Origin of the sequence: Nonomuraea sp. NPDC003560 (assembly GCF_042878785.1) — a bacterium.
In the GTDB taxonomy this organism is placed as follows: Bacteria; Actinomycetota; Actinomycetes; order Streptosporangiales; family Streptosporangiaceae; genus Nonomuraea.
In genome coordinates this window covers 26377-52027 of sequence record NZ_JBIAOF010000016.1, presented here as the reverse complement: position 1 = coordinate 52027, position 25651 = coordinate 26377, and the positions used below count along the sequence as shown (strand labels likewise).

The following is a 25651-nucleotide window of genomic DNA, read 5'->3' as shown; positions in this document are numbered from 1 at the left end:
CCATGCCCCCGCTCGAAGCCGAGCCGCCCGCACCCACCGCCTCAGAGCGGCCGCCTCCCCGTCACCCGGGCAGGCCGCCCGCGAAGATCGGCGGAACCCGGTCCCGCCACGGCATCGCCCGTTCCAGGAACGCGGCAACCTGGAACAGCAGGTCCTCGCGTCCGTAGGCGGCGGCGACCTGCACGCCGATGGGCAGCCCGCCCGCGCTCTGCCCCAGCGGCAGGCTGATCGCCGGCTGCCCGGTGGTGTTGAACAACTGCGTGAACGGCCCGAACCCGGACAACGTCTCCAGCCATCCCCGCAGTGTCTGACCGGGATCGTCGTACCGCAACGTGCCGTGCGGCACCGGCAGACGGCCCAGGGTGGGCGTGACGAGCAGGTCGTACCCGGCGAAGAAGGCCGCCGCCGATCGGGTGATCCGGTTCTGGGCGTCGAAGGCGGCCAGCATGTCCAGCGCGGTGGCCTGCCTGGCCGCCTTCAGGAACTCCCGCGAGACCGCCTCCATCCTGGCCTCGTCGGGCTGCCGTGGCGCGAGCAGGCACGGGGAGGCGACCCCGACGGCCTCGATGATCCACGCCCTCATGGCGTCCTCCCGGTCGACCGCCGGGCTCGCCTCCTCCACGACGTGCCCCGCCTGCTCCAGCAAGCGGGCCGTCGCGACCGCCGCCGCGGCGACCTCCGGGTCCACGTCCGTGCCCATCCAGGAGGTGGTGGTCAGCGCCACCTGCAACCGGCCCGGATCCGTCACGAGCTCCCGTGCGTACGGCCCGCGCGGGGGAGGCGCGGTGTACTTGTCGCCGATCCCCGGCCCGTGGACCGCGTCCAGCAGGCCCGCGGCGTCGCGGACCGTGCGCGTGAGCACGAACTCGTCCGCCATGCCGAGCACCGGTTCGCCGGCGTCCGGGCCGCAGGGGCCGCGCCCACGGCTCAGCTTGAGCCCGACCAGCCCGCAGCAGGCGGCCGGGACGCGGGTCGAGCCGGCGCCGTCGCTGGCGTGCGCGACCGGCACAGCACCGGCCGCCACCAGCGCCGCGGCGCCGCCGCTCGACCCGCCCGCGGTCCGGCCGAGGTCCCAGGGGTTGCGTACGGGCCCGTAGCGCACGGGCTCGGTGGTGAAGCTGACGCACAGCTCGGGCACCGTGGTCAGGCCCAGCGTGACCAGTCCGGCGGCGCGGAACCGCGTCATCAGGTCGGTGTCGCGCCGGGCGAGGACGCCGGGATATGCCCGGCTGCCCAGCGTGAACGGCACCCCTTCGGCCACCGGCCCGTGGTCCTTGATGAGGAACGGCACCCCCGCGAAGGGGCCGTCGGCTGCGTGGTCGAGCGCCGGCGAGAACACCGGCAGCGCCAGCCCGTTCACGTGTTCGTCGACCTGCGCCAGCGCCTGGCGGGCCGCCGCCTCGACCTCGCCGGCGTCGGCCTCGCCCGTCCTGATCAGGTCGCGGAGGCCGGTGGCGTCGTACCTGGCGTACTCATGGATGTCCATGGAAAGTCCTTCTCCGGGCGCGCTCGGGCGCCCGTACGTCGATCGTCTGAGGGAAGAGTCAGAGAGCTGCCGACAAGGGAGCGACGGCTCCTGGGCCGTCCCCCTGCCGGTGATCGACGTGTTCCTACGCTCGGTACATCACCAGCCATGCTCGCAGCGACCGTCCGTCCGGTCCACCGAGTTTTCACCAGGGACTCATGGCCTCCCTGCACCTCACCCAAGACGATGACGCCCGCACCGGAAACCAGGACGGCCTGCACAGTTGCCCGCCCCCACCGAGCAGCACCCTCATGTACTACGACGGGAACCACAAACTACGGGCGGCCCTGCTGCACGGCCGTTCGGGAACCGGAGACCAGGACGGCGGCCCCAACTGCCCGTCCACGCCGAGCAGCACCCGGCACCCCCTGGACTACGACCGGAAACCACAAACTACGGGCCCCGCGGCACGCCCCTGGCCCGCCATCTCCACGGCCGCTCCCGAATCGGAGACCGAGGAGCGGGTCAGCTTCTGGGGGATCGGGAGCGGGGTTGTCCTTGTGCTCCAGGAATGGGTTTGCCCCTGGGGCGCAGGAGTGGTTCGCCCCTGAGGGGGCCGGGGCGGTTCCCATGGTCCTGACATGATGTGGATCATTTCCTGAAATATCGCCCATTTGGAGGAAAGCTGTGCGCATCGCGCTCGCCGGGCTCGCCACCAGCCATCCGTACACCGACGCCCGCACCCTCACCCGCCACGCCGAGCTGACCGTCTGGGAGCCCGACGCCGAGCGGCTGCGGCGCTTCACCGAGGAGCATCCCGCGGCGAAGGCCGCGGGCGACCTCGACGAGCTGCTGACGGGAAACCCGGACGGCGTCGTGCTGACGCTGCCCAACCCGCACGTGCCCGCCGCCCTCGCCCGGGTGCTGGAGACCGGCGTGCCGTGTTTCGTGAACAAGCCCGCCGCCGCGACCAGGGAGCAGCTCGACGCCCTGCGCCGGCTGCCGGTGCACGATCGGGTGATGTCAGGCTCGGTGCTGCGCTTCGCGCCCGCACTCGCCGAGTTCCGCGCCGACGCGCAGGACGTGCTGTCGGTACGGGCGACGGTCCGGCACGACGTGGGCCAGTGGGCCGACGGCTACAACGCCTGGCAGGACACTCCCGGCGAGGGCGGCGGGACGATGGTGACCATGGGCATCCACGGCGTCGAACCGCTGGTCGCCCTGCTGGGCCCGGACGTACGCCTGGTCGGCGCAGCCGGCACCAGACGCCACTACCGGACACTCAGGTCGGAGGACACCGGCGTCCTGGCACTGCAGTGGGCGAACGGGATAGTCGGAACGGTCGAGATCCTGGGCGTCTCGGACGACAACGCCTACACGGTGACCCTCCACGGCCGGCACGGCAGCGAGTCGATCGTGATCGAAAGCGGCCCCGACCCGGTCCACAGCCTGGGATACATCCGGACGATGGAGGCGTTCCTCAGCATGGTGGACGGCGCCCCGAACCCAGTGCCATGGGCCGAAACCCTCGCGATCCTGGACATCCTAATCTCAGCCCGAGAACACGCCCCCACCACCTGAGCACCACCCCGCCCATCAACCGCCCCCAGACACCAACCCCCACACCCGCCCCCAGACACCAACCCCCACACCCGCCCCCAGACACCAACCCCCACACCCGCCCCCAGACACCAACCACCAAGCCCCGCCACCGAGCCGAACCAGCGCCCCGACCCTGAGCCGAACCAGCGCCCCGACAGTCACACATGGCACCATTCGCGGCCCCGCCCCCTGGACCGCCCCGCGCTCCGACCGTTCGCGATCGCCACCAGTCGGGCAGCCAAGGGGGCCTCGCCGTCTGTTCGCACCTGGCCCGGAAGCCGGCCGTCAGCAGTCGCGGAACGTGGGGACGGAGACGCCCAAGACGTGGCTCTGTCGTGGTTTGTCGGCGAACACCCAGCGGTTGGTGGCCAAGGCGTCGTCCGGTTCGGGGAGGGGGCCTCGACCGTGCTGACGGGTGAAGTCGAAGGGCGTGCGGACGGTGGCGGACCAGCCCCGCCCCCTCAGCAGCCCGATGGAGTCAGGACGCGGCTTCCGGTCGAACAACGCGAGCAGATCCACGCCGATCTGCGCCTTGGTCGCCGCGTAGACCGGGTTGGCGCGGACCGCCGGCGACCCCAGCCCGAGCTTCGCCTCGAACGCCAGGACGCTTCCCTCGGCGCTCAGGACGTCGATGGTCCGCTGAAGCCGCCGCTCGACCTCCGGATCCAGGTAGAGCAGCAGCCCCTCGGCCAGCCAGGCGGTCGGCGCGTTCGCGTCGAAGCCCGCGGCCAGCAGCGCGCCGGCCCAGTCGTCGCCGACGTCGGCCGCGACCACCCGGCGCCGTGCCGCCGGGACGCCCCGAACCGGGGAAGACGGCTCGACGGCGAGCGAGGCGAGGACGTGTTCCTTGAACGCCAGCACACCCGGCCGGTCGATCTCGTACACGACCTGTCCCCGAGGCCAGCCGAGCCGCAGAGCCCGGCTGTCGAGCCCCGCGCCGAGCAGGACGACCTGCCGGATGCCCGCCTTGGCCGCACGCAGCAGGAAGTCGTCGAGGACCCGGGTACGCAGACCGAAGTAGCGCCCGAGCCTGCCCCACAGAGGGTTGGCGTCGCCGCCGGGCACGTCCTGCGGACGGGTCGGCCAGGCGGCCGAGGCGGCGGAGGCGCGGACGAAGTGCTCGGCGTAGGGGTCGGCGGCCAGGGAGTCGGGGCGGTGGGTCTCGATCGCCCGCGCGGCGGCGACCATGAGCGCGGTCAGGCCGACGCCGCTGTCGATCTCGAGCTGTCGGTTGTCCGGCACGTGCGCTCCTCTCGGGCCGGTCGACCGTCCGCTGACACCGCGGCGGTCTCCTGTTCCGGGATCCACGAGCCGGGGACGTCGTGGGAGGTGAGATGGGCGCCGTAGAGGGCGGCCATGAAGCGCAGGATCTCCGAGTCGGGCAGGTAGCGGCTGGCGGTGCAGTCGGTCAGCACCGTGATGTGGAAGCCCTTCTGGAACGCGGTGCGGGCGGTGCTGTCCACGCAGACGTCGGTGTACAGGCCGGCGAACACCAGGCGGACGATGCCGCGTCCGCGCAGGTGCCGCTCGAAGCCCTCGCTGAGGAAGGCGTCGAAGCAGGCCCACTTGGTGAAGACCGGCTCGCCGGGCGCGGGCTCGACCTTGTGGAACTGCGCGCCCCAGGTGCCTTCGAGGCATTTGAGGGGTTTGCCCTGGGTGAGGTCGCGCCGCCGCCAGCTCGGCCCCTGATGCTCGGCGTCACCGACGAACCGGACGAACACCACGTCCATGCCGCGGGCTCGCGCCGATGCGAGGGCTCTGGCCGTGTTGGCCGCGGCCGTCTCCAGAGCCGCCGGGTCACCGGCGTAACGAGCACGGGCGGTGGAGCCGGTACAGAAGTCGTTCTGCAGATCGACGACGACCAGAGCCGCACGCTCGGTGACGGGCGGGTGCTCCTCGGCGGCCAGGCCGGCACGTTCCTGGACGGGCGGGCGCTCCTCGGCGGCCGGGACGGTGGCACGTTCCTGGTGTTGCCCGCTGACGAGAATGGAACGTTCCTTCTGGGGCTGTGGCTGCTCGTCGGTCATGAGTCCGCCATCGAGACCGGCCGGGCCACGGGCTCCAGGGCGTCGAGGAGGGCGTCGACCACGCCGGTGGTGGAGTGGCGTCCGCCGGCGTCAGGGGTGGCGACGCCGTGCCGGTCGAGCGTCATCAGGGCGCGTTCGACCATCCGCACCGCTCCGGCGCACCCCGCGTGCCGCTCGGCGATGGCCGCCGCGGCCCGGACGGTGGCCACCGGGTTGACCCTCCCGGTGCCCGCCAGATCGTCGGCGGAGCCGTGCACGGTCTGGTACTCGACCAGGCCGCGCGCGTCGGGATGCAGGTAGACGTTCTCGGTGCAGCGGTTCTCCTGCCGCTCGGAGCCGAGGCGGTCGAGCAGCACCACGTGCATGATGTCGGCCCACTCGTTGCCCGCGATGATCACCGTGCGGGGGCGGGGGCCGCGTTCGATGAGATTGCGGTTGACGGTGTCGGGCTGGAACAGGCCGATCTGCACGCCGTGGCGGGCGGCGCTCTCGGCCACCCACTCGTCGAGCGCCCCGTCGAGCAGGTGGAACTTGTAGGCCATGACGATCTCGTCGATGCGGCCGTCGGGCCACTCCTGGCGCGCCCGGCGCACGGCCAGCGCGATGACCTTCTCGGTGATCTCCCTGCTGAAGGTCATCGTGCGGACGAGCGCGCCGGGAAGGTGCACGTTCTCGCCGGTGTAGAAGCCCTGGGCCTGGTCTCTGACCAGCAGCAGCGATGCCCCGGCCGTGGTGATGGCGTCGATCTTCACCGCCTGCAGGCGCTGGCGGACCAGGTAGAGCGACTGGGCGTTGATCGCCGTACGGAAGACGGCGGGGACGCCGGCGGCCGCCAGCGAGCGGCAGAAGCGCGTGTAGTGGTCGGCGTCCTGCCGCGTGCTCTCGCGGATCTCCTCGGCCTCCGCGCCGGCCTTCAAGGACACGTAGGAGTGATAGATCCGCTCAGAGCGGGTGAGGGCCACCTTCGTGCCGCAGACGTCGGCGATCCCGGCCAGCACCCGCTCGAAGACGGCCGCGAGCTCGGGGCCCGTTCCCCGGCCGATGGCAAGTCCGATGACTGGTTCCACTACTGCTCCCTTTTCGTCGTCGAAGGCCGGACGCGCCGGCTCGTGGCGGCCGTCAGCTGGACTCTCCGAGCAGGAGGTCGCCCGCGATGTCCGCCTTCTCGGGGCTGTAGTACTCCTTGATGCCCTCGGCCCAGACCGGAACCTTGACCTGGTCGTCCTGGGAGGGGCCGAACGCGTCGAAGAGGGTGTTGACATTGCGCCGCTTGAAGCCGATGGCGGTCATGAGCGCCATGAAATCGGTGCGGTGGATGAGGCCGTCGCCGTCGGGGTCACCCAGCTCTGCCAGCGCCTCGGCGAAGTCGGTCAGCGCGTCGTCGAAGCGTTCGGGGGACAGGACGCACGCGCTGTACTCCTCGAAGCTGATGCGGCCGTCTTTGTCTGAATCGAGTTCCTCGACAAGAGTTGTCCAGTAACGGCGGAAAGCGTCACTGATCGCGCTCTTGGCGGCTTCCGTGGAACGAGGGGACGCCGCCAATACACGGTTGGCCATACGGTCGAAGTCTTCGGCCTCAAGGTAACCGGTGCCGTCGGCGTCGAACAGGGTGAAGATGAGTTTTACTCGGTCGATGGCCGCGTCTTGCATGCCTGTCACCTTTCTTCGGCGGGGTCCGGGTGCAGACTCTATAACGGAACCTGACGCGTGGGTGACCAGCTCTTTGGCGGCGAGGGAAACGCAAAATCCCGCATTTGGAATAATTCGCCAGAAAGCCTCGCTGGGTGACAAAGGCGGAGAACTCGTGTGATTCCCGAACCCGTTACGCGCAGGGAGCGCCGGGAAGCTGGGGATATTTCCCGTTATATGGGGATTTGCGACTCCCGCTTCGAGGGCGCTGTGCTTCCGTATCCCGGACGCTAGTTTTTCATGTCTCTGGGTGATGGTGGGGGGAGGGGCGTCCCGGATGGGGGTAGCCTTATCGGCTTTTTGGTGATTGTGCGCGCTAGGGCGTGTCGCCACCGTCTCGTCCCGGCGCGCTACTATTGATCTACAACGTAAAGGCGCTGCCCAGGTGCGAATGTAATCTTGGATCGAACGGCCCGTTGGACGGGCCGGGATCGGCGGTCGGGCACGATGCTGGGGAAACGTCCCCTCACTTTCACTTTATAGCGGATCCACGCCCCTCATGAGACCTCGAAAAGTCCTTCATACTGCCCGTTGCGAACCAACCCCGACGAAGGATGGAGCGACGGAATTGGGTTACGTGCTGGAGTTCGGGCAGATCAACGCGGCGAACCTCGCGGACGTCGGCGGGAAGGGCGTCGCCCTGGGCGAGCTCTCGCGGATCGACGGCGTCCGCGTGCCGGACGGCTTCTGCGTCACGACCGACGCCTTCCAGCGGGTCGTCGCCGCGGTGCCGTCGTTCGACGCCCAGCTCGACCTGCTGTCGAAGGTGGACCCGGACGACCGTGCGGCGGTCCGCGCGCTGAGCGCGGAGATCCGCGCCGTCGTCGAGGGCGCGCCGGTGCCCGACGACGTGGTGGCGGCGATCGGGGAGTCGCTGGCCCGGCTCGGCGAGCAGGCCGCCTGCGCGGTGCGGTCGAGCGCGACGGCCGAGGACCTGCCGACGGCGTCCTTCGCCGGGCAGCAGGATTCGTACCTGAACGTCGTGGGGCCGGCGGAGGTGCTCCGGCACGTGCGGCGGTGCTGGGCGTCGCTGTTCACGGAGCGGGCGGTGGTCTATCGGCGTCGCAACGGGTTCGATCACCGTGGGGTGCGGATGGCGGTGGTCGTGCAGCGGATGGTGTTCCCGGAGGCGGCGGGGGTCCTGTTCACCGCCGATCCGGTGACGTCGGACCGCAAGACCGCCGTCGTGGAGGCGGTGTGGGGGCTGGGCGAGGCGCTGGTCTCGGGCGTGGTCGCGGGGGACGTCTACACGGTGCGGGACGACCGGGTCGTGGACGTGTCGGTCGGGGCCAAGGCGCGGGTGGTGCGGGCGTCGCCGGCGGGCGGCACCGAGGAGGGGCCGGTCGAGGCCGAGCGGTCGGTCCGGCGGGCTCTGACCGATGAGCAGGCGGTTCGTCTGGTGGGGTTGGGGCGGCGGATCGAGGCGTGGTTCGGCCGGCCGCAGGACATCGAATGGTGTCTGGCCGGTGAGGAGTTCCATGTCGTCCAGAGCCGGCCGATCACGACGTTGTTCCCGGTTCCGGTCGCCGGCGACCAGGACAACCACGTCTATGTCTCCGTGGGGCATCAGCAGATGATGACCGACGCGATGAAGCCGCTGGGGTTGTCCTTCTGGCAGCTGACGACGTCGCGGCCGATGGCGGAGGCGGGCGGGCGGCTGTTCGTGGACGTGGCCCCGGTCCTGGCGACGGCGGCGGGCCGGGCGAACCTCATCGGGACGCTGGGGAAGTCCGATCCGCTCATCCGGGACGCGTTGCAGACGGTGGTGGATCGTGGCGACTTCATCCGCGCGGTGCCGGAGGAGGAGTCGGGTGTCGCGCCCGCGGCTGCTCCGCCCGCGCCGATCGAGACCGATCCGGAGCTGGTCGCCGAGCTCGTCCGGGACGGCCGGGAGTCGGTGGCGGCGTTGCGGCGCCGCATCGAGGAGCTGTCCGGGCCGGAGCTGTTCGAGTTCATCCTGGCGGACATCGCGGAGCTGCGGCGTCTGCTGTTCGGCCCGCGGAGCTTCCAGGCGATCATGGCGGGGATGGAGGCGGCCTGGTGGCTGAACGATCATCTGGAGGAGTGGCTGGGGGAGCGGAACGCGGCCGATGTGCTGACGCAGTCCGTCCCGCACAACGTGACGTCGGAGATGGGGCTGGCGCTGCTGGACGTGGCGGACGTGATCCGTCCGCACGCGGAGGTGGTGGCGTTCCTGCAGCGGGTGGCGGCGGAGGAGCGGGAGGGCGACGGTTTCCTGGAGGAGCTGGGCGAGCTGCCCGGCGGCCGGGAGGCCGCCGAGGCCGTCCGGGGCTTCCTGGAGCAGTACGGCATGCGTTGCGCGGGGGAGATCGACATCACCCGGACGCGCTGGAGTGAGCGGCCCGCCATGCTCGTTCCGGCGATTCTCGGTAATGTCCGGAATTTCGAGGCGGGTGCCGGTGCGCGGCGTTTCGAGCAGGGACGTCAGGAGGCCCTGCGCAAGGAGCGGGAGGTGCTGGCGCGCCTGCGGACCCTGCCCGACGGGGAGCGGAAGGCGGCGGAGACCGAGCGGATGATCGCCCGGGTGCGCACGTTCGCGGGCTATCGGGAGTTCCCCAAGTACGGCATGGTCTGCCGTTACCTGGCCTACAAGCAGGCGTTGTGGCGGGAGGCCGATCGGCTCGTCCGGGCGGGCGTGTTGCGGGACCGGGAGGACGTCTTCTTCCTGCGGTTCCAGGAACTGCAGGAGGTCGTGCGCACGGGCGAGGCGGACGGCGAGCTCGTCCTGCGGCGTCGGGAGGACTTCCGGTGGCACGAGACGCTGCGCCCGCCGCGCGTGCTCACGTCGGACGGCGAGGTGCTCGCCGGCCGGTACCAGCGCGAGGACGTGCCGCCGGGGGCGCTGGCCGGTCTGGCGGTGTCGGCGGGGACGGTCGAGGGACGTGCCCGGGTGGTGCTGGACATGGCGCGGGCCGATCTGGCGGCGGGTGACATCCTGGTCACCGCCTTCACCGACCCGAGCTGGACCCCGTTGTTCGTGGGCATCGCCGGGCTGGTGACGGAGGTGGGCGGCCTGATGACGCATGGAGCGGTGATCGCGCGGGAGTACGGGCTGCCGGCGGTGGTGGGGGTGGAGGGGGCCACCCGGCTGATCCGGGACGGGCAGCGGATCCGCGTTCACGGGACCGACGGGTACGTGGAGCTCCTTGACTGAGCGGCGGCGGCCCGGTCTCGTGTGCCTGGGTCGTCTCGTGTGCCGGGGTCAGAGTGCCGGCGCCGGGACGTTGAGCGGCTGCCGGGTGCCGTGGTCGGCGGGTGCGGGGTGTTCCGGGAGGTGTTCCGCGGGGGCCTGGAGGCGGGGCCGCTGTTCGGGGGCCGGGCAGTGGCCCTGGCAGTAGCCGTTGACGACGACGAGGCGTCCGCGGGCGGCCGTGTAGTCGCTGGGCTGCCGGCCGGGGAGGACTCCCTTGCAGGTGGGGCAGCAGATGGGCTGGTCGGCTGTCATCAGGGCCTTCCGACGTCGTGGATGTCGTGGGCGCGGGTGCTCCGGGCCGACGGCGGCTCCGGAGCACCGGGTCGGCGGGAGGTGCCGTGGTGGTCTGTGCTCAGGCCACCAGGGGGCTCTTCACCGTGCGCCTTCTGCAGTATGGCGACCGCGCGCGGGGGAGGGACGGGCGGGGTGGCCTGGCGGGCTGAGGATCGTTCCTCGCGGGGTTGTTTCCTTCCTCCCGCTTGGCAGCGGCTTCGCCCGCGGGTGGTGTTCCGGCGTGGCCGGCGCCTCGGGTGAGCTTCGACAGATCAGAGCTTGATGAGGACTTTGAGGCTTTTGCGGTCGGCCATGTCCCGGTAGCCGGCCGGGACGCCGGCCAGGCGCGTTGTGGCGGGACAGGCTGCCCATGCCATTCGGGGCGTCGTCGTACTGGGGGACGCCGACGCGGCTGATGACGCCGCCCTGCCGGACGACCCCGAGTGCCTGCCGGTAGGCGGGCATGGCGCCGACGGCCTCCAGGACGACATGGGTGCCGTCGCCGCCGGTGAGGTCGCGTACCTGCTCGTCGCCCTCCGCGCCGCGGGCGGCCACGACGTCGGTGGCGCCGAACTCGCGGCCGAGGTCGGTGCGGGCCGGGTGACGTCCGATCGGGATGATCTGCTCGGCGCCCAGGCGCCGTGCCGACAGCATCGGCCGGCCCCGATACGATCCGCCGTGTGAGCGCGGGCCGAACTCTCCAGGAGCGGGTCACCGTTGTGCGTGGTGAGCTGCCGTGCCCGGGGGTCCGGGTGGGGCGGGTGGCGGCGTACGAGTTCGACATCCCGCAGGGCAGGTACGTGCGTCCCGGTGCGGGGCGCCGGCAACGGGCGTTCCTGCTGCTGGACGAGTCGGTGCAACTCCACCAGCCCGTGGTGTTCGGGCCGGAGCGCGCCGGCTGGTGGTACATCGACCTGGTCGGGATCCGGGAGAGCGGTGACACGGTCCGGGTGGCCGACCACTACGTGGACTTCGTCGTCGGCCCGCCCGGGCTTCCGTACCGGGTGCTGGATCTGCACGAGCTGGGGGAGGCGCTGACGTCCGGGAGGCTCACCGCGCGGCAGGTCGCGGACGTGCTGGCCGCCGCACAGGCGTTCGCCGACAAGCACCTCCAAGGCGAGGGGCATCACGGGGCGCACTGGCCGGACTTCCCGCCGGCCGCGCTGTCGGCCGTGCGCGAGGTGGAGATCCCCCGCCTCTGACCGGCGAAGGGCGGTTCACCTGGCGGCGGGCCGCTTGGTCTTCGTTCCGACGCCGCCGAACAGGGCCAGGCCGCTGACGACGATCCGCGGCGCTCCTTGCCTCCTGTTGACGGCGCTCCGGTCGAACGCGCCGAACAGCCCGAGGCCCTTGACCTCCACCTCGACGTCGTCGGGGACGACGACCTCGGTGTACCCCCACAGGGCGAAGGCGCGGACCCGGATCTCCCGGCCGGCGAAGCGGGCGTCGCGCAGGTCGATCTCGCCGCCGCCGAAGACCGACAGGGAGGTGAACACGTCCGGGGCGATCCAGCGGCCCTTGCGGCTGAACCAGCCGAACACGCTGAAGGCGAAGCGCGAGTGGGGCTCGTCCCGGACCACCAGTGAGTCCGTCCGGGCCGGTTCGGGGAGGTCGCGGCCCGCGTGCGCGAGCTCTCCCTGGGTGCGGGCCGTGTAGATCTCGCCGAGCCGCTGGTCCAGCTCGGCCAGCTCGATCCGGCCCGCGGCGGCGGCCTCCTGGAGTCGCCGGGCCGCCTGCTCGCGGTCCTCGTCGGAGGGGCGTACCGGCCGGGCGGGGATGAGGTCGGGGTGCTCGGGCATGGGCGGTCCTGTCCGTGTGGTCGAGATGACGGGACCATCCTATTCTCCAAGTGGAGAACAAGTCAGCCGGACGGCTCCAGCCCGGACTCCTCCACCATGTGGGCGCCCATCATCCGCGCGAGCTGGACGCGGAACTCCGCCTCGCGGGCCGGGTCGTCGGGATCGTGGCCCAGGCCCGCCAGCCACGACCGGCCGCCGATCGCGAACCCGTACGCGGCCGACAGTCCCACCAGGACGACCGCCTCGATGCGCGACCGGCTGGGCGCGGGCCGTCCGGCGAGCGCGGCGCGGATCCCGGCCTCCATCGTGTCGATCAGCTCCACCAGCTCCGGCCGCGCGGCGCCCCGGTAGTCGGCGTGCATCTCGGTCCAGACGAAAAGGCGCAGATAACGTTCGTCGGCCAGGGTGTCGAAGAGCACGTCCATCATTCCCGCCGCGGTGGGCACGCCGTCCTCGGCCTGGATGCGCTCGCGTACGCGGGCCTCGATCCGGTCGTTCTCGGCCCGCAGCACCTCCCGGACCAGGACGGCGTACGTGCCGAAATAGTGGGAGACGAGCCCGTGGGCGACCCCGGCGGCCTCGGCGATCTGCCGCAGGCTGACGTTGTCCGGACCTCGTTCCCTGATCAGCTCGGCCGCGGCGGCCAGCAGCTCGGCACGTGATTCCGCAGGGCTGCGCCTGCGTCTGGGTGGCATGACCGGCAGTGTATGGTCCGCCGGCCCACAGAGCCGGTCCACGGGTGCCGGTTCGCGTGCCTGCCTGCTGAGCTGCGGGAATACCGGCGCGGCGGGACGCGTCCGATATGTTCTTGTTTGTCAGGTCTTTGCGTTGTCTTGGGGGAGTTGTCGGTGCGCGCACTACCGCTGATCGTGGCTCTCGTGCTGAGCCTGGCCGGCTGCGGTGCGATCCCGGGACTGCCCTATCGCCCCGCCGACCCGCCGACGCCGAGCCGGGCCGCCTCGCGGGCCGCCACGCCGTCTCAGTCGCCGGACGCCACGCCGGACGCCACGCCGTCCGCGAGCGCCACCCCCGCTCCCTCGGCGACCGCGCCGGACCTGACCGTCGCCCAGGCCCGGACGGCCATGCGCACGTGGGTGGCCGCGTACAACGCGGCGATCAAGAAGCGCAAGTGGTGGCGGTCGAACGCCCGGCTCGACGCGCTGTTCGTCGAAGGCGCCCTGTACGAGGGCGTCCTGGAACGCAGTCGTGAAGGCTTCGGATGGAAGCCGGCGCACAAACCGATCAACCCGACCGGCACCCCGACGATCTATGTGCCCCGGCCGGAGCGGCAGCCACCGGCCGGGGACTGGTTCATCGCGAAGGCGACCTACCGGGACACCAAGGGCCACAGCCGCCCGCACGTGCTGGCGTTCCTGCGCTCTCCCGGGCAGTCCTTCCGGCTGGCCGTCGCGACCCCGCTGCACTGGGGACAGCAGATGCCCAAGCCGCTGCTCGACGCCGACGGCTACATCACGGACATGGACGACGCGATGGCGGCCGCCGTGGCCGAGGAGTACCGCAACTTCTGGAACGGGGACAGGAAGAAGGAGGGCGACTCCGGCTACCGCCTGGCCAGGGACAGCTACAGCCGCAAGGCGTTCCCCCAGGTCAACAAGGGGATGTACGTCGGGTTCGCCGGCCGCGGCTCCGTCTTCGGCTTCCGTACGGCGAGTGGCGGCATGTTCTTTCTGTTCGCCCTGCTCAACGACGCCAAGAGCGTCAACAACGTGCTGAGCGAGGCGGTGCTGGTGCCCAAGGGCAGCAAGGCCGTCCAGGAACTCGGCGGAAGCTGGTTCTCCTAGGGACGCTCCTGTCCGGCGGGCGAGGCCAGGCAGGGGGGCGACGCGGCCCGGCGCCGATGACCGCCCCCCGGTACGGCGGCCGAGCTCGGGCAGCAGGGACACCACTCCGAGCACGGCCGGCCCGGCGCCCAGCCAGAGGGGAGCGCGCAGCCCGAAGCCGTCGATGACCAGCCCGCCGACCGACGAGCCGGGCACGCTCAGGTGGGCGAACAGCGCGAACCCGGCCAGGAAGATCGTGTTGAGGACCAGCCCCGACAGCAGGACGCGGACGGTGTGCCGGTCGGCCAGGCGTCCGACGACGTGGTTGCCGACCACGGTGGCCGCGCCGTACGCGACCAGCAGCAGCGGGACGGCTCCGGAGGCGAAGCCGACGAGCTCCATCGTGGTGTTGACGGTCAGGCAGCCGAGGCCGTGGCCGTCGCGCCGGTTCTCCGCCTCGGTCCGCAGGATCCTGGCGAACAGCGCGCGGACGCGCTCGATCGCCGGCAGCTCCTGGTCGTCGAGGATGCGCAGCTGGTCGGCGGTGGTGGCGTCCATGTAGCGGGTCAGGGCGCGCTTGAACAGCTCGCGCTTGTTGGTGAAGGCGTTGTAAGCGCTGCTGCGGTCGAGGCGTCGAGCGATCTCGGCCTCGCGATACGGGCGCGCTACCGGTTTTGCGTCGATTGGTGCAATACGTCGGGCGCGCCGGCCGTGGTTCCGCGGGTGAAGGCCGCCCGGTAGGCGGTGGGCGTGAGGCCGGTGCGGTGGGAGATGTGCTGGCGCAGCGAGTCCGTGGTGACCAGGCCGCTGAGCTGGGCCACCTGGCCCATGGGCAGGTCCGTGCTCTCCAGCAGTTCCCTGGCCTGCTCCACCCGCTGATGGAGCAGCCATTGCAGCGGGCTGTGGCCGGTCTCGGCGTGGAAGCGGCGGGTCAGCGTGCGCACGCTGGTGCGGGCGTGGGCGGCCAGGTCGGCGCGGGTGAGGGGCTCGTGCAGCCGCTCCAGCGCCCATGCCCGGGTGGCGGCGAGGGAGAGCCCGGTCTCGGGCGGCAGCGGGGAGGCGATGAACTGGGCCTGCCCGCCGGGACGCACCGGCGCGGCCACGACCAGCCGGGCCACGGCGTTGGCCGCGGCGGCGCCGTAGTCGCCGCGCACCATGTGCAGGCACAGGTCGATGCCGGCGGACAGGCCGGCGGAGGTCCAGATGTTGCCGTCCTCGACGTAGAGCACGTCAGGACGCAGGTCGACGGACGGGAAGCGGCGGCGGAACTCCTCCGACCTGGCCCAGTACGTGGTGGCGCTGCGGCCCGCCAGCAATCCCGCCCGCGCCAGGACGAAGGCCCCGGTGCAGATCGAGGCGACGCGCCTGCCGGTCTCCGCCGCCCGGCGCAGGGCCCGCAGGACCCGGGGGTCGACGTCGTCGCGGGAGCCCGTCCCGGTGACGATGACGGTGTCGGCGTCCTCGACGATCTCCAGCCCGTGCATGACGGTGACGTGGAGGCTGCCGCCGGTGGCGACGGGGCCGGGGTCGGCGGTGCAGATCCGGACGTCGTAGCCGGGCCGGCCGTCCACGGTCATCTCGCCGAGCACCAGCTCCGGAATGGACAGGTCGAACGTCGTGGCCGGCGGGACGGCGATGACGGCCACCCGGTGCATGGCCCGAACCTCCAGATACTTGGCATTCGGGCCACTATCGTACTGATCGCCGTCGGTACAGGGTGGACAACCGGTGTCACTGTCCCCCGTCTTTGGAGAAGATCGTGTCTCTTCATGTCGTCGTCGGCGCCGGAGCCACCGGGTCGGCCACCGCGCGGTTGCTGGCCGAATCCGGGCAGCAGGTCCGCCTGGTCACCCGGAGCGGCAGTGGCCCGGTCCATCCCCGGATCCAACGTGTGCCCGCCGACGCCGGCGACGCCGACCGGCTGGCGGAGCTGGCCGAGGGAGCCGCCGTCCTGTTCAACTGCGCGATGCCGCCCTACGACCGCTGGCCGGCCGAGTGGCCGCCGCTGGCCGCCGCGTTGCTGGCCGCCGCCGGGCGCAGCGGCGCCGATTACGTCATGCTGGGCAACACCTACGGGTACGGGCCGGTCGAGGGGCCCGTCGCCGACGGGGCGCCGATGGCGCCGACCAGCCGCAAGGGGCAGGTCCGGGCGCGGATGTGGCAGGAAGCCCTCGCCGCCCACCAGGCGGGCCGGGTGCGGGTGACCGAGGTCAGGGCCGCCGACTTCCTCGGCGCCGGCGCGTACTCGCCGTTCACGCTCATGGTCGGGGCGCAGGTGCTGGCCGGCGCGCCGGTCTCCTATCCCGGTGATCTGGACGCGCCGCACAGCTGGTCCTACACCGGCGACACGGCCCGCACGCTCGTCGCCGCCGCGGGGAACGAGGCGTCCTGGGGACGGGCCTGGCACGTGCCCTCCACCAGCGAGCTCCCGGTGCGCGGGCTCGCCCGGCGCCTGGCCGGAGCCGCCCAGGCGCCCGCGCCGCGGCTGGGACGCATGTCCCTGCGCGAGCTGGCGGAGATCGGGCGCACCGACTCGATCATGGCCGAGTTCCCCGAGATGTTGTACCTGTACGACCGGCCCAACGTGCTCGACGCGTCCTCGACGGTCGAGATCCTCGGCGTCGTGGCGACACCGGTGGACGACGTCCTGACGGAGATGGCCGCCGCGGCGAGGAGCGTGCAGACCGCGCGTTGACCCGGCCCGCGAACCGCGCGGTCAGCGGGGGAGTTCCTCCAGTGCGGCGGTGGCGAAGCCGTGGTCCTGCTCGGGAGCGCCGCCGCCGAGACCGATCGCGCCGATCAGGCGGCCGTCGCGGTGGATCGGCAGGCCGCCACCGATGAACAGCAGCGGCCGGTCGAGCGCGGTCGGCAGGGAGTGGAACGGTCCGTCGGGCTTGACCAGGTCGACCAGGTCGGCGGTCGGGGCGTTCAGCTGGAGGGCGGTGTAGGCCTTGCGGGTGCTGGTCTCGCCGGAGATCAGCACGGCGCGGTCGTCGCGGCGGAAGGCCAGCAGGTGACCACCGGCGTCGAGGACGGTGACGCTGACCGCGACCCCGGCCGTCTCGGCGGCGGCGCGGGCGGCCGAGATCAGGGCCTCGGCGTCGGCGGTGGTCAGCGGGGTGAGGGTGGTGGCGTTCATGATGATTCTCCTAGGGTGAGACGGACGCGCAGTCAGGCGGTCAGTCGTGGACGAGGGCGGGAACCGGGACGGCGGCGCCGGCCGGTTCACGCGCGGGCGCGCGGCGCTCCAGGGCGGCGGACCAGAAAGCCAGGGCGAGGGCCGCGGCGGCGAGCAGGGCGCCGACCCAGTTCGGCGCGGTGTAGCCCAGGCCCGCGGCGATGACGAGGCCGCCCAGCCAGGCCGCGAGCGCGTTGCCGAGGTTGAACGCGCCGATGTTGACCGCGGAGGCCAGCGTCGGCGCGCCGTGCGCCTGGTCGAGGACGCGCTTCTGCAGCGGCGGCACGGTGGCGAAGCCCAGCGCCCCGACCAGGAAGATGCTCGCCGCGGCGGCGACCTTGTCGTGCGCGGTCAGGGTGAACAGCGCCAGCACGACCGCGAGGCCGCCGAGGGTGGTGTAGAGCAGCGGCATCAGGGCGCGGTCGGCGAACCGGCCGCCGAGCAGGTTGCCGAGGAACATGCCGGCGCCGAACAGCACGAGCAGCCAGGTGACGGCGTCGGCGGAGTAGCCGGCCACCTGCGTCATCATCGGCGCGACGTAGGTGATCGCGGCGAAGACGCCGCCGAAGCCGAGCACGGTCATCGCCATCGCGAGCAGCACCTGCGGGTTGCGGAACGCCGTCAGCTCCGGGCGCAGGCGGGTGCCTTCGGGCCGGGGCATGGCGGGCACGAGCACGGCGATGCCGAGCAGGCCGACCAGGCCCAGCCCCGCGACGATCGCGAAGGTGGTGCGCCAGCCCACCGCCTGCCCGATGAAGGTGCCCAGCGGCACGCCCACGACGTTCGCGACGGTCAGGCCGGTGAACATGGTGGCGATGGCGCCGGCCTTCTTGTGCGGGGCGACCAGGCCGGCGGCGGCCACCGAGCCGATGCCGAAGAACGCGCCGTGGGCCATCGAGGCCACGATCCGGCCGCCGAGCATCACGCCGAACCCGGGCGCCAGCGCGGACAGCAGGTTGCCGATCACGAACAGGCCCATCAGCACGAGCAGCATCGTCTTGCGGCTGATCCTGGCGCCGAGCACCGTCATCAGCGGCGCGCCGATGACCACGCCGATCGCGTAGCCGGTGACCAGCAGGCCGGCGGTGGGGATGGAGACACCGTAGTCGCCGGCGATCTCGGGCAGCAGGCCCATGATCACGAACTCGGTGGTGCCGATCCCGAAGGCCCCGATGGCCAGGGCGAGGAGTGCGAGAGGCATCGCGCGACCCTTCTTGCTATTGCTACTGCTTCTTGCAGGCTTCGACAATAGTTGCACACGCGCTATAAAGGCAAACGCTGGCATTCAGCTTGGGCGCGTTGACCTCGCGGGGCCGCGGCGCCTGGGGGTGCCGCCGGTCGGGGGCCCCGGGCGTCTCGGTCCGGGGTCACCCGACCGGCCACGCCCGGAGAAGGGGCGACGGGGGCTGGACTGCCTCGCGAGTCAGAGTCTTTTCGGGGAAGGCCGACCGAGCGGCGGTCGGGCGCGGCCGGGGCGATGTGCCAGCTGAGGATCCGTTCGGGATAGCTGCGGATGATCTCTGGCGCGGCCGTTCCCTGCGGGCCGGGTGGGTTGTCGACGGCGAGGGTTTCCGTCCGGCCGCGGATCTCCACGCCCCGGCCCATACTCGGTTTGATCGCATCGGGGTCGTCGGGCGTCATGTCGTCCACGACGAGGCTCACTCGCGGGTTGGTCTGGATGTTGCGCCGGCGCTGCGTGCGGGCCACCCATGGTCCACCGGGATCGATGGTTCCGTCACATTCTTCCGGCAACTCGGCGGCACCGCCGGAACCGCGATCTACCTGTCGCTCCTGTTCGCTCTCACCGAGGACCGCATCACCGCCGCCTTCCGCCGGACAGAAAACACCCCGGCGTCCCAATCAGCCCTGCACGACCCCGCGGTGACCGCAGATCCCAGTGCACAGCATCTGATCGCCGGCCTGCACGATGGATCCGGCGTCGACCTGAACGACACCTCCTACCTCGACCATCTCGACCCCCGCCTGGCCCGGCCCGTGCTGGACGGCATGGCCGGCGCGATGGACACCGTCTTCGTCGTGGTCGGCTGCGTCATGGCCAGCCGCCGACCCCTGGCGCCACCCTGGCCGAGATGACGGCGCACCGCTTCGACCTCGGCGCACCGGCACCTCTGTGACCAGGGCCATGTCGCTGGTGGGCGGCTGGGGCCACCTCCGGGAGAAGGACGCCGTCGAGGAGTTCCGGCGAGGGGGCGGCGACGTCGTCCCCCAACCACGTAACCTCGCGCGCGGCGACATCGACGGCGACGAGGCCGTCATCCTGGGCATCGTCGTGTCGGGACTGCGACCGGCCGCCCGGCGAGCGCCGGGCGGCCGGTCCCGGGCCGCGCCGAGATCACGGGAACTCCGGCCGTGGGTGGATTCTGAGCGCTCTGACGTGCTGCAACGCCGAGGGGTTCGAGGTCCGCCGTACGACTCGGGGCCTCGAACAGCTGCCGGCCTCCGCTCAGTGCTTCCGCTCAGTGCTTCCGCTCAGTGCTTCCGCTCACCCAGGACGCAGAACTCGTTGCCCTCAGGGTCGAGGAGGGTCACCCAGTGCTGCTCGTCCTGCACGGCGTCGACGCGCCGGGCGCCGAGGGAGAGCAGCCGGGCGACCTCGGCCTCCTGGTCGTCGGGGCGGAAGTCGGGGTGGAGCCGGTTCTTCGACGTCTTGCCCTCGGGGACAGGCACGAAGAGCAGCCCCGGCATCCGGTCCGGCTCAGGCCGGATCTCGATGATTTCCTCAGTTTCGTCGACCACGACCCAGCCGAGAGCCTCGACCCACCAGCGCCCGAGAGCGACAGGGTCGGCGGCGTCGACGATGATCTGTTCCCATTCCAGTGCCATGGGCTTGAGCATAGACAGGACCGGCGGCCCGGCCTCGGAGGGGGCGAGTGGCGGGTTGTCGGAGTTCACCGACGAGGTCGCGATGATCGCCGAGCCGGGCCGCATGTGCGGCACGGTGGCCTTGGCCAGGTGGCAGAACGCGGACGGCTTGGTCGCCAGGGGTGGTCCCATTCCTCGTCCGGTATCGCCTCCAGTGACCCGCGGGTCATCTGGTACGCGGCGTTGCTGCCGCCCGTGATGATCGTCGCCTTGCCGGTCAGGCGTCCCGAGCCCCGATGGCTCCGCTCACCGTGATCGGGCGTCGGATTCATCTTGCCCGTGCTGCCGGGAGGCTGCTGTTGCTGCGCGGGCTGTGTCATGACGTCGCCAGGGGACGGCTATGAAATGCGCTCCAGCCCGGCAAGCCGCGCCACCTGCTACGGCTCTCAGAATGCCTACCCCTGCCGCGCGCGGGAACGGCGCTGTTGATGCTCGCTTGGGCGTATTCACACCCGATTGCGGCCCGGTTTCCGTCCGCATGATGTAGATCACGCCGATACCCGGCGTCGTCACGAGTCTGGGCCGGGCCGGGGTTTGTCATTCGCCGGAAGAGTGACCGTGGCTTGCGAGAGTGCATCCAAGGGCTCGTTGCCCGTCCCGATGATTGAGGGCATGACTGCGGACCTGGTGATTGGGGGGTCCTGGTGCTGGGGCGGTACGGCCGTCCGGGGTTCAGGATCCGGGCGGCCGTGCTCCGCGTGGACGGATCGGTTCCGTTCGGGTCAGCCGCAGTTGCCCCACGTGGAGCGTCCGCCGATGGCGCGGGCGCCGCTGGGGGCCTCGATGACGGCCGAGTACTTCACGCAGGCGCCCTTGGCGCTGGCATAGACCGGGCCGCCGTAGTACTTGACGGTCTCGCTCACGCCGTAGCTGCTACCGCCCTGGACGGTGAGCGTGACGTTGGTCCAGGTGCTGGTGCCGACGTAGTTGCTCTTGACGACCGTCACGCAGTTCTTGCCGGTGCTGCTGTTGTAGGTCAGGTACACCGTTCCCCAGACCTTGGTGTAGTTGTGCATCTCGCTCTGGTGAACGACCTTGTAGCCGTCGCCGCAGTAGACGTCCGCGCTGGCGGCCGTCGGGATCGCCATGAGGGAGGTGGCGGCGACGAGGGTGAACGCGGCGGCCGTGAGGGTCTTCCTGAGCACAGGCATCCTTCAATCTGCTGGCGTTTCGGTCATGATCTAACTCCCTTTTTTACCATATGTTCGAATGTCTCAAGATCCATAAGCGGCGGGGGAGGGGCAGAACTCGGCGGCCAGGGCGTCGTTGAAGACGCTCAGGGGCGCCCAGTCGCCGTTGACCTGCGTGGTGAGGCGGTGCTTGCCGTCACGGGTGCCCATGCTGTAGCTCCACGATCCGTACGTGGCGCCGCCGTTGCCCCACACGCTGGTGCCACAGGGCAGCTTCTGTTCGAAAACGCCCAGGCCGTACCGGGTGTCGGGGATCCAGCCCGCCCCCTCGGTGGGGACGGTCGTGAGCATCTCGCGCAACTGCGCGCCCGGCAGGACGCGCCCGCCGAACAGGGCGGCGAAGAACCGGTTGAGGTCGGTGGTGGTGGAGATGAGGCCGCCGGCGGCCCAGGCGAAGGACTGGTTCATCCGGGTGGCGTCGTGGACGGTCGGCTGCGGGTCGCGGGAGAACAGGATGGAGTAGTGCACGGGGTGCGGGCCCCGGATCCCGGGGTCGGCGCCGGGCAGGGAGGTGCCGTTCAGCCGGAGGGGGCGGATGACGGTCCGGTTGAGTTCCTGCTCGAACGTCCGGCCCGTCGCCTTCTCGACGATCATCGCGGCCAGGATGTAGTTGGTGTTGGAGTACTTGAAACGCCGGCCCGGCTCGCCGGTGGGCGGGTGGGCCAGGGCGATCTTCACCAGCTGCTCGGGGGTGTAGGTGTCGAAGCGGTGCTTGAACCACTCGGCGCCGCCGCCCGTGCCGAAGAACTTCTCGTCGTCGGTGTAGGCGAAGATGCCGCTGGTCTGGTTGAGCAGCTGCCGGATGGTGATCTCGCCCGGCTCGTAGGCGCTGCCGTCGAACAGGCCGGGCAGGTGCCTGTCCAGGGTGTCGTCGAGGCTCAGCTTCCCCTCGGCCGCGAGCTTGAGCACCACGGTGGCGGTGAACGCCTTGGAGGCGCTGCCGATGCGGAACCGCTCGTTCTGCCGGCGCTCGCGTCCGGTCTCGGTGTCGGACACGCCTGCCGAGCCGAACCAGGAGCGGCGGCCGTCGCGGACGTCGGCGACCATGCCGGGCGCGAGCTTGGCGGCCACCGTCCGGTCGAGCACCTGCTGCACCCCGGCATGCCCGGGAGCGGGGGACGCGGCGGCGGGCAGGGCCGTGGCGGCCAGGGTCGCGGCGGTGAGCACCGCCGCTTTTGCGGACTGGGATGCGGTCACGTCGGTTCCTTGTCTAGGGATGGGCGGCGCGATTCCTGACGTTCGCGACAGTGGAAAAGCTAACTTGCATTCGCAAAGTCGTCAACCAAAAAGTGCCTGTTCATCAGGTATTTAGCGGTAATTGCAATGGTGTGATGATGAATGCAAGTCGGTTCAGTTGCAATGAGATGGCGGCGAATGCAAGACTGCAGCCGTCCGTTGCGCGTACGACCAGGAAGGCGCCGCCGATGCCCGGAGGCAGGCTGACCCACCAGGACCGCCGGCAGATCGCCGAGGGGCTGGCCGAAGGGCTGACCCAGACCGAGATCGCCGCCCGCCTCAACCGGCCGCTGTCCACCGTCACGCGCGAGGTGGCCCGCAACGGCGGCCCCGACGGCTACCAGGCCGACCAGGCGCACCAGGCCACCCGCGACCGGGCCCGCAGGCGTCCGGCGGCCTCCGGGACGCGCGACCGCAAGGCGGTCACCGATCTGGAGGAGGAGTTCACCACGGTGATGATCGGCACCGGGTTGTCGCGGATGACCGCCCGCGTCCTGGCCAGCCTCTACCTCACCGACAGCGGCAGCCTCACCGCGGCCGAGCTCACCCGCAGGCTCCAGGTCAGCCCCGCCTCGGTCTCCAAGGCGATCGGCGAGCTCGAACGGCAGGAGCTGATCCGGCGCGAACGCGACCCGCGCCGGCGGCGCGACCGTTACGTCATCGACGCCGACGCCTGGTTCCGCGGCTGGACGGCCAGCGCCCGCCAGAACGCGCTGCTGGCCGACGTCGCCCGCCAAGGCGCGGCGATGCTCGGAGCCGCCTCGCCCGCCGCGACCCGGCTGCAGGACATCGGCGACTTCTTCGACCACGTCGGCCACGCCATGCTGCGGGCGGCCGAGGAGTGGCGGCAGGCGTACGCCGCCAAGCAGGCGTCCGGCCGGGGCTGAGCGGCGGCCGCACCGGGGCGACGGCGGTGCCGGTGTCCGTGGTCGGATCCACCGACGTCCGCGCCGGGCTCGGCCCCGGGGCCGGCCGGGTCGCCATCTCGTCCCGCCGGAAGAACTCGACATCGCGGTGGTGACTCCCATGGCCGCCGCCGCGTCGGTGAGGGCTCGGTGCGCTCCAGCATGCGGTGGGGGCGGCACGGATCAGGCGTGCGGGCTGCGAAGCGCGAGCACGGCAGGGGCCCGTCTCGTTCCTGCGCGCGCCAGGCTCGCCTCCCTCGACGGGAGCGCGAGCCTGGCCTGGCTCGAAGTCCGCGACCTCAGGGTCCTACGTCGCGCGGCCCGGGGCGGGCATCGCCGCGGCTGCCGCTCTTCCGGCCGGGTCAGTTCTTGCGGATGCGCCAGTCCTGCTCAGGGGCGTTGCCCCCGTAGCAGCGCCACTGAATGGCGATGGCTCCCTTGGCCTTGCTGCCCTCGCCGATCGCCAGGCATCCGCCGGAGGCCAGATTCCTGATTCGCGCGGCCTTCGTCCGCCAGACCTGCTCCGGCGCCTTGCCCCGGTAACACGGCCACTGAATGGCCCGCTTGCCTTCCCTGGTGGTTCCATGGGCGATCGCCATGCATTGCCCGGACACCGCGTTCCGGAAATTCACGCCGCCCTCGGAATCCTTGACGACGTACCAGCGCTGGCGCCTGGAACCGTCGCAGGGCCACTGGATGATCGGGGCGCCGTTCTTCTTCACTTCGGTCGCGGCCACGGTGAGACACTGGCCGGACGCGCCGTTGACGAGCTTCACCCCCTTCACGGACGCGGCGTGAGCGGGAGAGGGAAGCAGAACGGCTCCCGCGACGACGGTTAGCGCTAACGCGCGGAGACGAGACATGTCATCCTCCATCTTCTTGATCAAGAATGAGGGAGACAGTTTAGTGTGATCATCCTGAGCCTGCCGAGCGATTATTCGCGTCCCGACCAGGGCGCCGAAGCCGCGCTTCGCCACCGAACCGGAGGACAGGAAACAGCGCGGCGGCGTCTTCGCCGGGCCGGTCAGGACGTCTCTTGCCGGGCCTGGTTCGCCTTCGCGTTGGACTGCCGCATCAGCAGATCGGTCGCCAGTTCCACCTCCACCTCGACCCGCCGCAACGCCCGCAGCGCGTCGCCCAGGTCGGTGAGGTCTTCGCCCAGGGCCGCGGCGGCGTCCCGTACGGGGCGGAGAACGTCGGGGATGCTCTGGCGGTGCTCGTCCATGATGTGACGGTATGACACCGGTGGCCGGGTCGTCACCAGCGACCTCGGCCCCGGTCGTCAGCGCATCGCGCTCAGGGCACGTTCGATCTTCTCGCTCGGATAGGGCGTCGTCCTGCTGGTGCCCCACAGGTGCCAGTGGAAGTCGTTCACGGCCGCCGCCACGGGAGCGTACCGGCGGATCATCGCGGCCACGGCCGGGGGCGCGCCGGCGGGGTCCGCGCCCTCGGCGCACGCGCGGATGTAGGCGTTGCGCTCCTCGACGGCGCCGCTCGGCGCCTGCACCCCGCAGACGTCGATGACCAGCCAGTTGACCAGCCGCGCCAGCGCGTACGCGGTGTCGTGGCTGCGGTTGCGCTCCAGGAACTCGATCTCCGGCTTGGCCAGGTCGAACCGGGAGGAGGTCGCCAGCCCCAGGTCGGCGAGGTAGAGGCGTTCGCCGTCGGTCAGGATGTTGCCGAAGTGGCCGTCGAAGTGCATCAGGTGCCGGTCGTTCATGAACGCCACGTCGCGCGGCAGGCACGACTCCAGCATGACGGCCGCCGCCGTCGCCGCCTCCTGGCCGGCGGCGACCTGGGCGGCGAGCCAGTGGTTCAGGTCGTGGGGGATGAACTCCTGGAACAGCACGATGCCGGCCGAGGCGCGGGCGAGGGCGTGCAGGCGCTCCCGTACCGCGGGCGACCCGTCCCAGTACTCCACGGCCGCCTCGACGTCGGCGTGCTCGGCGGCCGGCGGCGGCGCGCCCGGCAGCACCCGCCAGTGGTACAGCAGCGGGAAGGCGGCGCTGTGCCCGGCCAGCACCCAGCCGGTCGTCATGGCGGCGGCGGCGAGCTCCCGCCACGCGCCGAAGCCGGGCGTGCCGATGGCGGCGACCCCGTACTGGCAGAACGGCGGCAGCCCGAACAGGTTCGCGGTGGACATCACGTTGGCAGGCCGGCGTTCCAGGTCGGTCAGCGGGATGCGCTTGGCGAAGACCGGCACGCCCTCGACGTCCAGCAGCACCGACGTGCCGCCGATGCCCGCGCCCAGAACCCGCGCCTGCTCCAGAGCCTGGCCGAGCTGCCGGTCGCTGTGCAACGCCAGCGCGCTCGCGACGTCGCCGTATCTTCGGGCCCGCTCGCCCCGGGACATGTCCATGCGCGTGTCTGGCAGTTCCACCGCCGGTCCCCCTTGATCGACTTCGTGGG

The 25651-nt window shown here is 71.3% G+C and carries 26 protein-coding genes; 8 read left to right on the top strand and 18 right to left on the bottom strand.

The genetic code is table 11. The annotated features are described in order from the left end of the window. Window positions 1-61 precede the first annotated feature (61 nt). On the bottom strand, window positions 62-1486 hold the full coding sequence (locus ACFYUV_RS44620; RefSeq protein WP_387680504.1) for an amidase: 1425 nt from the start codon (window positions 1484-1486) through the stop codon (window positions 62-64). Between the two features lie 666 nt (window positions 1487-2152). Between ACFYUV_RS44620 and ACFYUV_RS44615 the strand changes: the two genes are divergently transcribed. Further along, window positions 2153-3046 carry a Gfo/Idh/MocA family protein gene (locus ACFYUV_RS44615; protein ID WP_387680501.1) on the top strand — a complete coding sequence of 298 codons (894 nt, stop codon included), beginning with the start codon at window positions 2153-2155 and terminating at the stop codon, window positions 3044-3046. 306 nt (window positions 3047-3352) lie between these two features. On the opposite strand, the gene ACFYUV_RS44610 is transcribed toward ACFYUV_RS44615, so the two are convergent. From ACFYUV_RS44610 to ACFYUV_RS44595, 4 genes are read right to left on the bottom strand one after another with little or no spacing between them, the layout of a single operon-like run. After that, window positions 3353-4309: a class I SAM-dependent methyltransferase gene (locus ACFYUV_RS44610; RefSeq protein ID WP_387680499.1), complete on the bottom strand. Its 957-nt coding sequence runs from the start codon at window positions 4307-4309 to the stop codon at window positions 3353-3355. Then, window positions 4264-5094, bottom strand: coding sequence for a cysteine hydrolase family protein (locus ACFYUV_RS44605; RefSeq protein WP_387680497.1), 831 nt, complete (start codon window positions 5092-5094; stop codon window positions 4264-4266). The genes ACFYUV_RS44610 and ACFYUV_RS44605 overlap by 46 nt, the downstream gene beginning before the upstream one ends. Then, complete coding sequence (locus ACFYUV_RS44600) at window positions 5091-6161, bottom strand: isocitrate/isopropylmalate family dehydrogenase (protein ID WP_387680494.1); 1071 nt, start codon at window positions 6159-6161, stop codon at window positions 5091-5093. Before ACFYUV_RS44600 ends, ACFYUV_RS44605 begins: the two co-directional genes overlap by 4 nt. Window positions 6162-6213: 52 nt before the next feature. Next, entirely contained in the window at window positions 6214-6744 is a 531-nt protein-coding gene (locus tag ACFYUV_RS44595) for an EF-hand domain-containing protein (RefSeq protein WP_387680491.1), read from the bottom strand. Between the two features lie 616 nt (window positions 6745-7360). On the opposite strand from ACFYUV_RS44595, the gene rph reads away from it, so the two are divergent. Beyond that, on the top strand, window positions 7361-9958 hold the full coding sequence (gene rph / locus ACFYUV_RS44590) for a rifamycin-inactivating phosphotransferase (protein ID WP_387680990.1): 2598 nt from the start codon (window positions 7361-7363) through the stop codon (window positions 9956-9958). Between the two features lie 48 nt (window positions 9959-10006). Here the strand turns inward: rph and ACFYUV_RS44585 are convergent, their stop codons facing one another. Both ACFYUV_RS44585 and ACFYUV_RS44580 read right to left on the bottom strand, forming a co-directional pair. Beyond that, window positions 10007-10249, bottom strand: a complete 243-nt coding sequence (locus tag ACFYUV_RS44585; RefSeq protein WP_387680488.1) for a hypothetical protein — start codon at window positions 10247-10249, stop codon at window positions 10007-10009. A gap of 120 nt (window positions 10250-10369) precedes the next feature. Next, window positions 10370-10924, bottom strand: coding sequence for a zinc-binding dehydrogenase (locus ACFYUV_RS44580; RefSeq protein WP_387680485.1), 555 nt, complete (start codon window positions 10922-10924; stop codon window positions 10370-10372). Window positions 10925-10950: 26 nt separating this feature from the next. Here ACFYUV_RS44580 and ACFYUV_RS44575 point away from each other — a divergent pair, with 26 nt between their 5' ends. Continuing rightward, window positions 10951-11472, top strand: a complete 522-nt coding sequence (locus ACFYUV_RS44575; RefSeq protein WP_387680483.1) for a hypothetical protein — start codon at window positions 10951-10953, stop codon at window positions 11470-11472. A 15-nt stretch (window positions 11473-11487) separates the two neighbouring features. Here ACFYUV_RS44575 and ACFYUV_RS44570 read toward each other — a convergent pair whose 3' ends face one another. Both ACFYUV_RS44570 and ACFYUV_RS44565 read right to left on the bottom strand, forming a co-directional pair. Continuing rightward, the gene (locus tag ACFYUV_RS44570) at window positions 11488-12069 is read right to left on the bottom strand and encodes a DUF1707 domain-containing protein (RefSeq protein ID WP_387680480.1); all 582 of its coding nucleotides are present in this window, start codon (window positions 12067-12069) and stop codon (window positions 11488-11490) included. A gap of 62 nt (window positions 12070-12131) precedes the next feature. After that, entirely contained in the window at window positions 12132-12764 is a 633-nt protein-coding gene (locus tag ACFYUV_RS44565; protein ID WP_358297017.1) for a TetR/AcrR family transcriptional regulator, read from the bottom strand. Between the two features lie 153 nt (window positions 12765-12917). On the opposite strand from ACFYUV_RS44565, the gene ACFYUV_RS44560 reads away from it, so the two are divergent. Beyond that, window positions 12918-13871 (top strand): hypothetical protein, encoded by a 954-nt coding sequence (locus tag ACFYUV_RS44560; RefSeq protein WP_387680477.1) that lies wholly within the window; start codon window positions 12918-12920, stop codon window positions 13869-13871. Window positions 13872-14072: 201 nt separating this feature from the next. Beyond that, a complete protein-coding gene (locus ACFYUV_RS44555) occupies window positions 14073-14591 on the top strand; it encodes a hypothetical protein (protein ID WP_387680474.1) in 519 nt (172 codons plus the stop codon). Here ACFYUV_RS44555 and ACFYUV_RS44550 read toward each other — a convergent pair. After that, complete coding sequence (locus tag ACFYUV_RS44550; RefSeq protein WP_387680471.1) at window positions 14516-15505, bottom strand: GlxA family transcriptional regulator; 990 nt, start codon at window positions 15503-15505, stop codon at window positions 14516-14518. The genes ACFYUV_RS44555 and ACFYUV_RS44550 overlap by 76 nt on opposite strands. Window positions 15506-15609: 104 nt before the next feature. On the opposite strand from ACFYUV_RS44550, the gene ACFYUV_RS44545 reads away from it, so the two are divergent. Then, window positions 15610-16545, top strand: coding sequence for an NAD-dependent epimerase/dehydratase family protein (locus tag ACFYUV_RS44545; protein WP_387680469.1), 936 nt, complete (start codon window positions 15610-15612; stop codon window positions 16543-16545). Between the two features lie 21 nt (window positions 16546-16566). Here ACFYUV_RS44545 and ACFYUV_RS44540 read toward each other — a convergent pair whose 3' ends face one another. Next, window positions 16567-16989 carry a heme-binding protein gene (locus ACFYUV_RS44540; RefSeq protein WP_387680466.1) on the bottom strand — a complete coding sequence of 141 codons (423 nt, stop codon included), beginning with the start codon at window positions 16987-16989 and terminating at the stop codon, window positions 16567-16569. A gap of 40 nt (window positions 16990-17029) precedes the next feature. Further along, window positions 17030-18229, bottom strand: a complete 1200-nt coding sequence (locus ACFYUV_RS44535; protein ID WP_387680463.1) for an MFS transporter — start codon at window positions 18227-18229, stop codon at window positions 17030-17032. A gap of 278 nt (window positions 18230-18507) precedes the next feature. On the opposite strand from ACFYUV_RS44535, the gene ACFYUV_RS44530 reads away from it, so the two are divergent. Next, complete coding sequence (locus ACFYUV_RS44530) at window positions 18508-19122, top strand: hypothetical protein (protein ID WP_387680461.1); 615 nt, start codon at window positions 18508-18510, stop codon at window positions 19120-19122. A 396-nt stretch (window positions 19123-19518) separates the two neighbouring features. Here ACFYUV_RS44530 and ACFYUV_RS44525 read toward each other — a convergent pair whose 3' ends face one another. From ACFYUV_RS44525 to ACFYUV_RS44515, 3 genes are all read right to left on the bottom strand, one after another. Continuing rightward, complete coding sequence (locus tag ACFYUV_RS44525) at window positions 19519-20043, bottom strand: VOC family protein (protein WP_387680458.1); 525 nt, start codon at window positions 20041-20043, stop codon at window positions 19519-19521. Window positions 20044-20633: 590 nt separating this feature from the next. After that, the gene (locus ACFYUV_RS44520) at window positions 20634-21056 is read right to left on the bottom strand and encodes a spore-associated protein A (RefSeq protein ID WP_387680455.1); all 423 of its coding nucleotides are present in this window, start codon (window positions 21054-21056) and stop codon (window positions 20634-20636) included. A gap of 69 nt (window positions 21057-21125) precedes the next feature. Continuing rightward, window positions 21126-22298: a serine hydrolase domain-containing protein gene (locus ACFYUV_RS44515; RefSeq protein WP_387680452.1), complete on the bottom strand. Its 1173-nt coding sequence runs from the start codon at window positions 22296-22298 to the stop codon at window positions 21126-21128. A 227-nt stretch (window positions 22299-22525) separates the two neighbouring features. Between ACFYUV_RS44515 and ACFYUV_RS44510 the strand changes: the two genes are divergently transcribed. Then, window positions 22526-23224 (top strand): MarR family transcriptional regulator, encoded by a 699-nt coding sequence (locus ACFYUV_RS44510; protein ID WP_387680449.1) that lies wholly within the window; start codon window positions 22526-22528, stop codon window positions 23222-23224. Window positions 23225-23604: 380 nt separating this feature from the next. On the opposite strand, the gene ACFYUV_RS44505 is transcribed toward ACFYUV_RS44510, so the two are convergent. The 3 genes from ACFYUV_RS44505 to ACFYUV_RS44495 all read right to left on the bottom strand — a co-directional run bounded on the left by ACFYUV_RS44505 (window position 23605) and on the right by ACFYUV_RS44495 (window position 25622). Beyond that, a complete protein-coding gene (locus tag ACFYUV_RS44505) occupies window positions 23605-24129 on the bottom strand; it encodes an RICIN domain-containing protein (RefSeq protein WP_387680446.1) in 525 nt (174 codons plus the stop codon). Between the two features lie 137 nt (window positions 24130-24266). Then, complete coding sequence (locus tag ACFYUV_RS44500; RefSeq protein ID WP_358297231.1) at window positions 24267-24467, bottom strand: hypothetical protein; 201 nt, start codon at window positions 24465-24467, stop codon at window positions 24267-24269. Window positions 24468-24524: 57 nt separating this feature from the next. Then, complete coding sequence (locus ACFYUV_RS44495; RefSeq protein ID WP_387680443.1) at window positions 24525-25622, bottom strand: serine/threonine protein phosphatase; 1098 nt, start codon at window positions 25620-25622, stop codon at window positions 24525-24527. Window positions 25623-25651 lie beyond the last annotated feature (29 nt).

Excerpts from the sequence above, each read along its gene's own strand:
- ACFYUV_RS44535 (WP_387680463.1), bottom strand. The coding sequence starts at position 18,229 with ATGCCTCTCGCACTCCTCGCCCTGGCCATCGGGGCCTTCGGGATCGGC.
- ACFYUV_RS44540 (WP_387680466.1), bottom strand. The coding sequence starts at position 16,989 with ATGAACGCCACCACCCTCACCCCGCTGACCACCGCCGACGCCGAGGCC.
- ACFYUV_RS44605 (WP_387680497.1), bottom strand. The coding sequence starts at position 5,094 with ATGACCGACGAGCAGCCACAGCCCCAGAAGGAACGTTCCATTCTCGTC.
- ACFYUV_RS44510 (WP_387680449.1), top strand. The coding sequence starts at position 22,526 with ATGCCCGGAGGCAGGCTGACCCACCAGGACCGCCGGCAGATCGCCGAG.
- ACFYUV_RS44585 (WP_387680488.1), bottom strand. The coding sequence starts at position 10,249 with ATGACAGCCGACCAGCCCATCTGCTGCCCCACCTGCAAGGGAGTCCTC.
- ACFYUV_RS44525 (WP_387680458.1), bottom strand. The coding sequence starts at position 20,043 with ATGGGACCACCCCTGGCGACCAAGCCGTCCGCGTTCTGCCACCTGGCC.
- ACFYUV_RS44550 (WP_387680471.1), bottom strand. The coding sequence starts at position 15,505 with ATGCACCGGGTGGCCGTCATCGCCGTCCCGCCGGCCACGACGTTCGAC.
- ACFYUV_RS44595 (WP_387680491.1), bottom strand. The coding sequence starts at position 6,744 with ATGCAAGACGCGGCCATCGACCGAGTAAAACTCATCTTCACCCTGTTC.
- ACFYUV_RS44620 (WP_387680504.1), bottom strand. The coding sequence starts at position 1,486 with ATGGACATCCATGAGTACGCCAGGTACGACGCCACCGGCCTCCGCGAC.
- ACFYUV_RS44580 (WP_387680485.1), bottom strand. The coding sequence starts at position 10,924 with ATGCTGTCGGCACGGCGCCTGGGCGCCGAGCAGATCATCCCGATCGGA.
- ACFYUV_RS44565 (WP_358297017.1), bottom strand. The coding sequence starts at position 12,764 with ATGCCACCCAGACGCAGGCGCAGCCCTGCGGAATCACGTGCCGAGCTG.
- ACFYUV_RS44500 (WP_358297231.1), bottom strand. The coding sequence starts at position 24,467 with ATGGACGAGCACCGCCAGAGCATCCCCGACGTTCTCCGCCCCGTACGG.
- ACFYUV_RS44570 (WP_387680480.1), bottom strand. The coding sequence starts at position 12,069 with ATGCCCGAGCACCCCGACCTCATCCCCGCCCGGCCGGTACGCCCCTCC.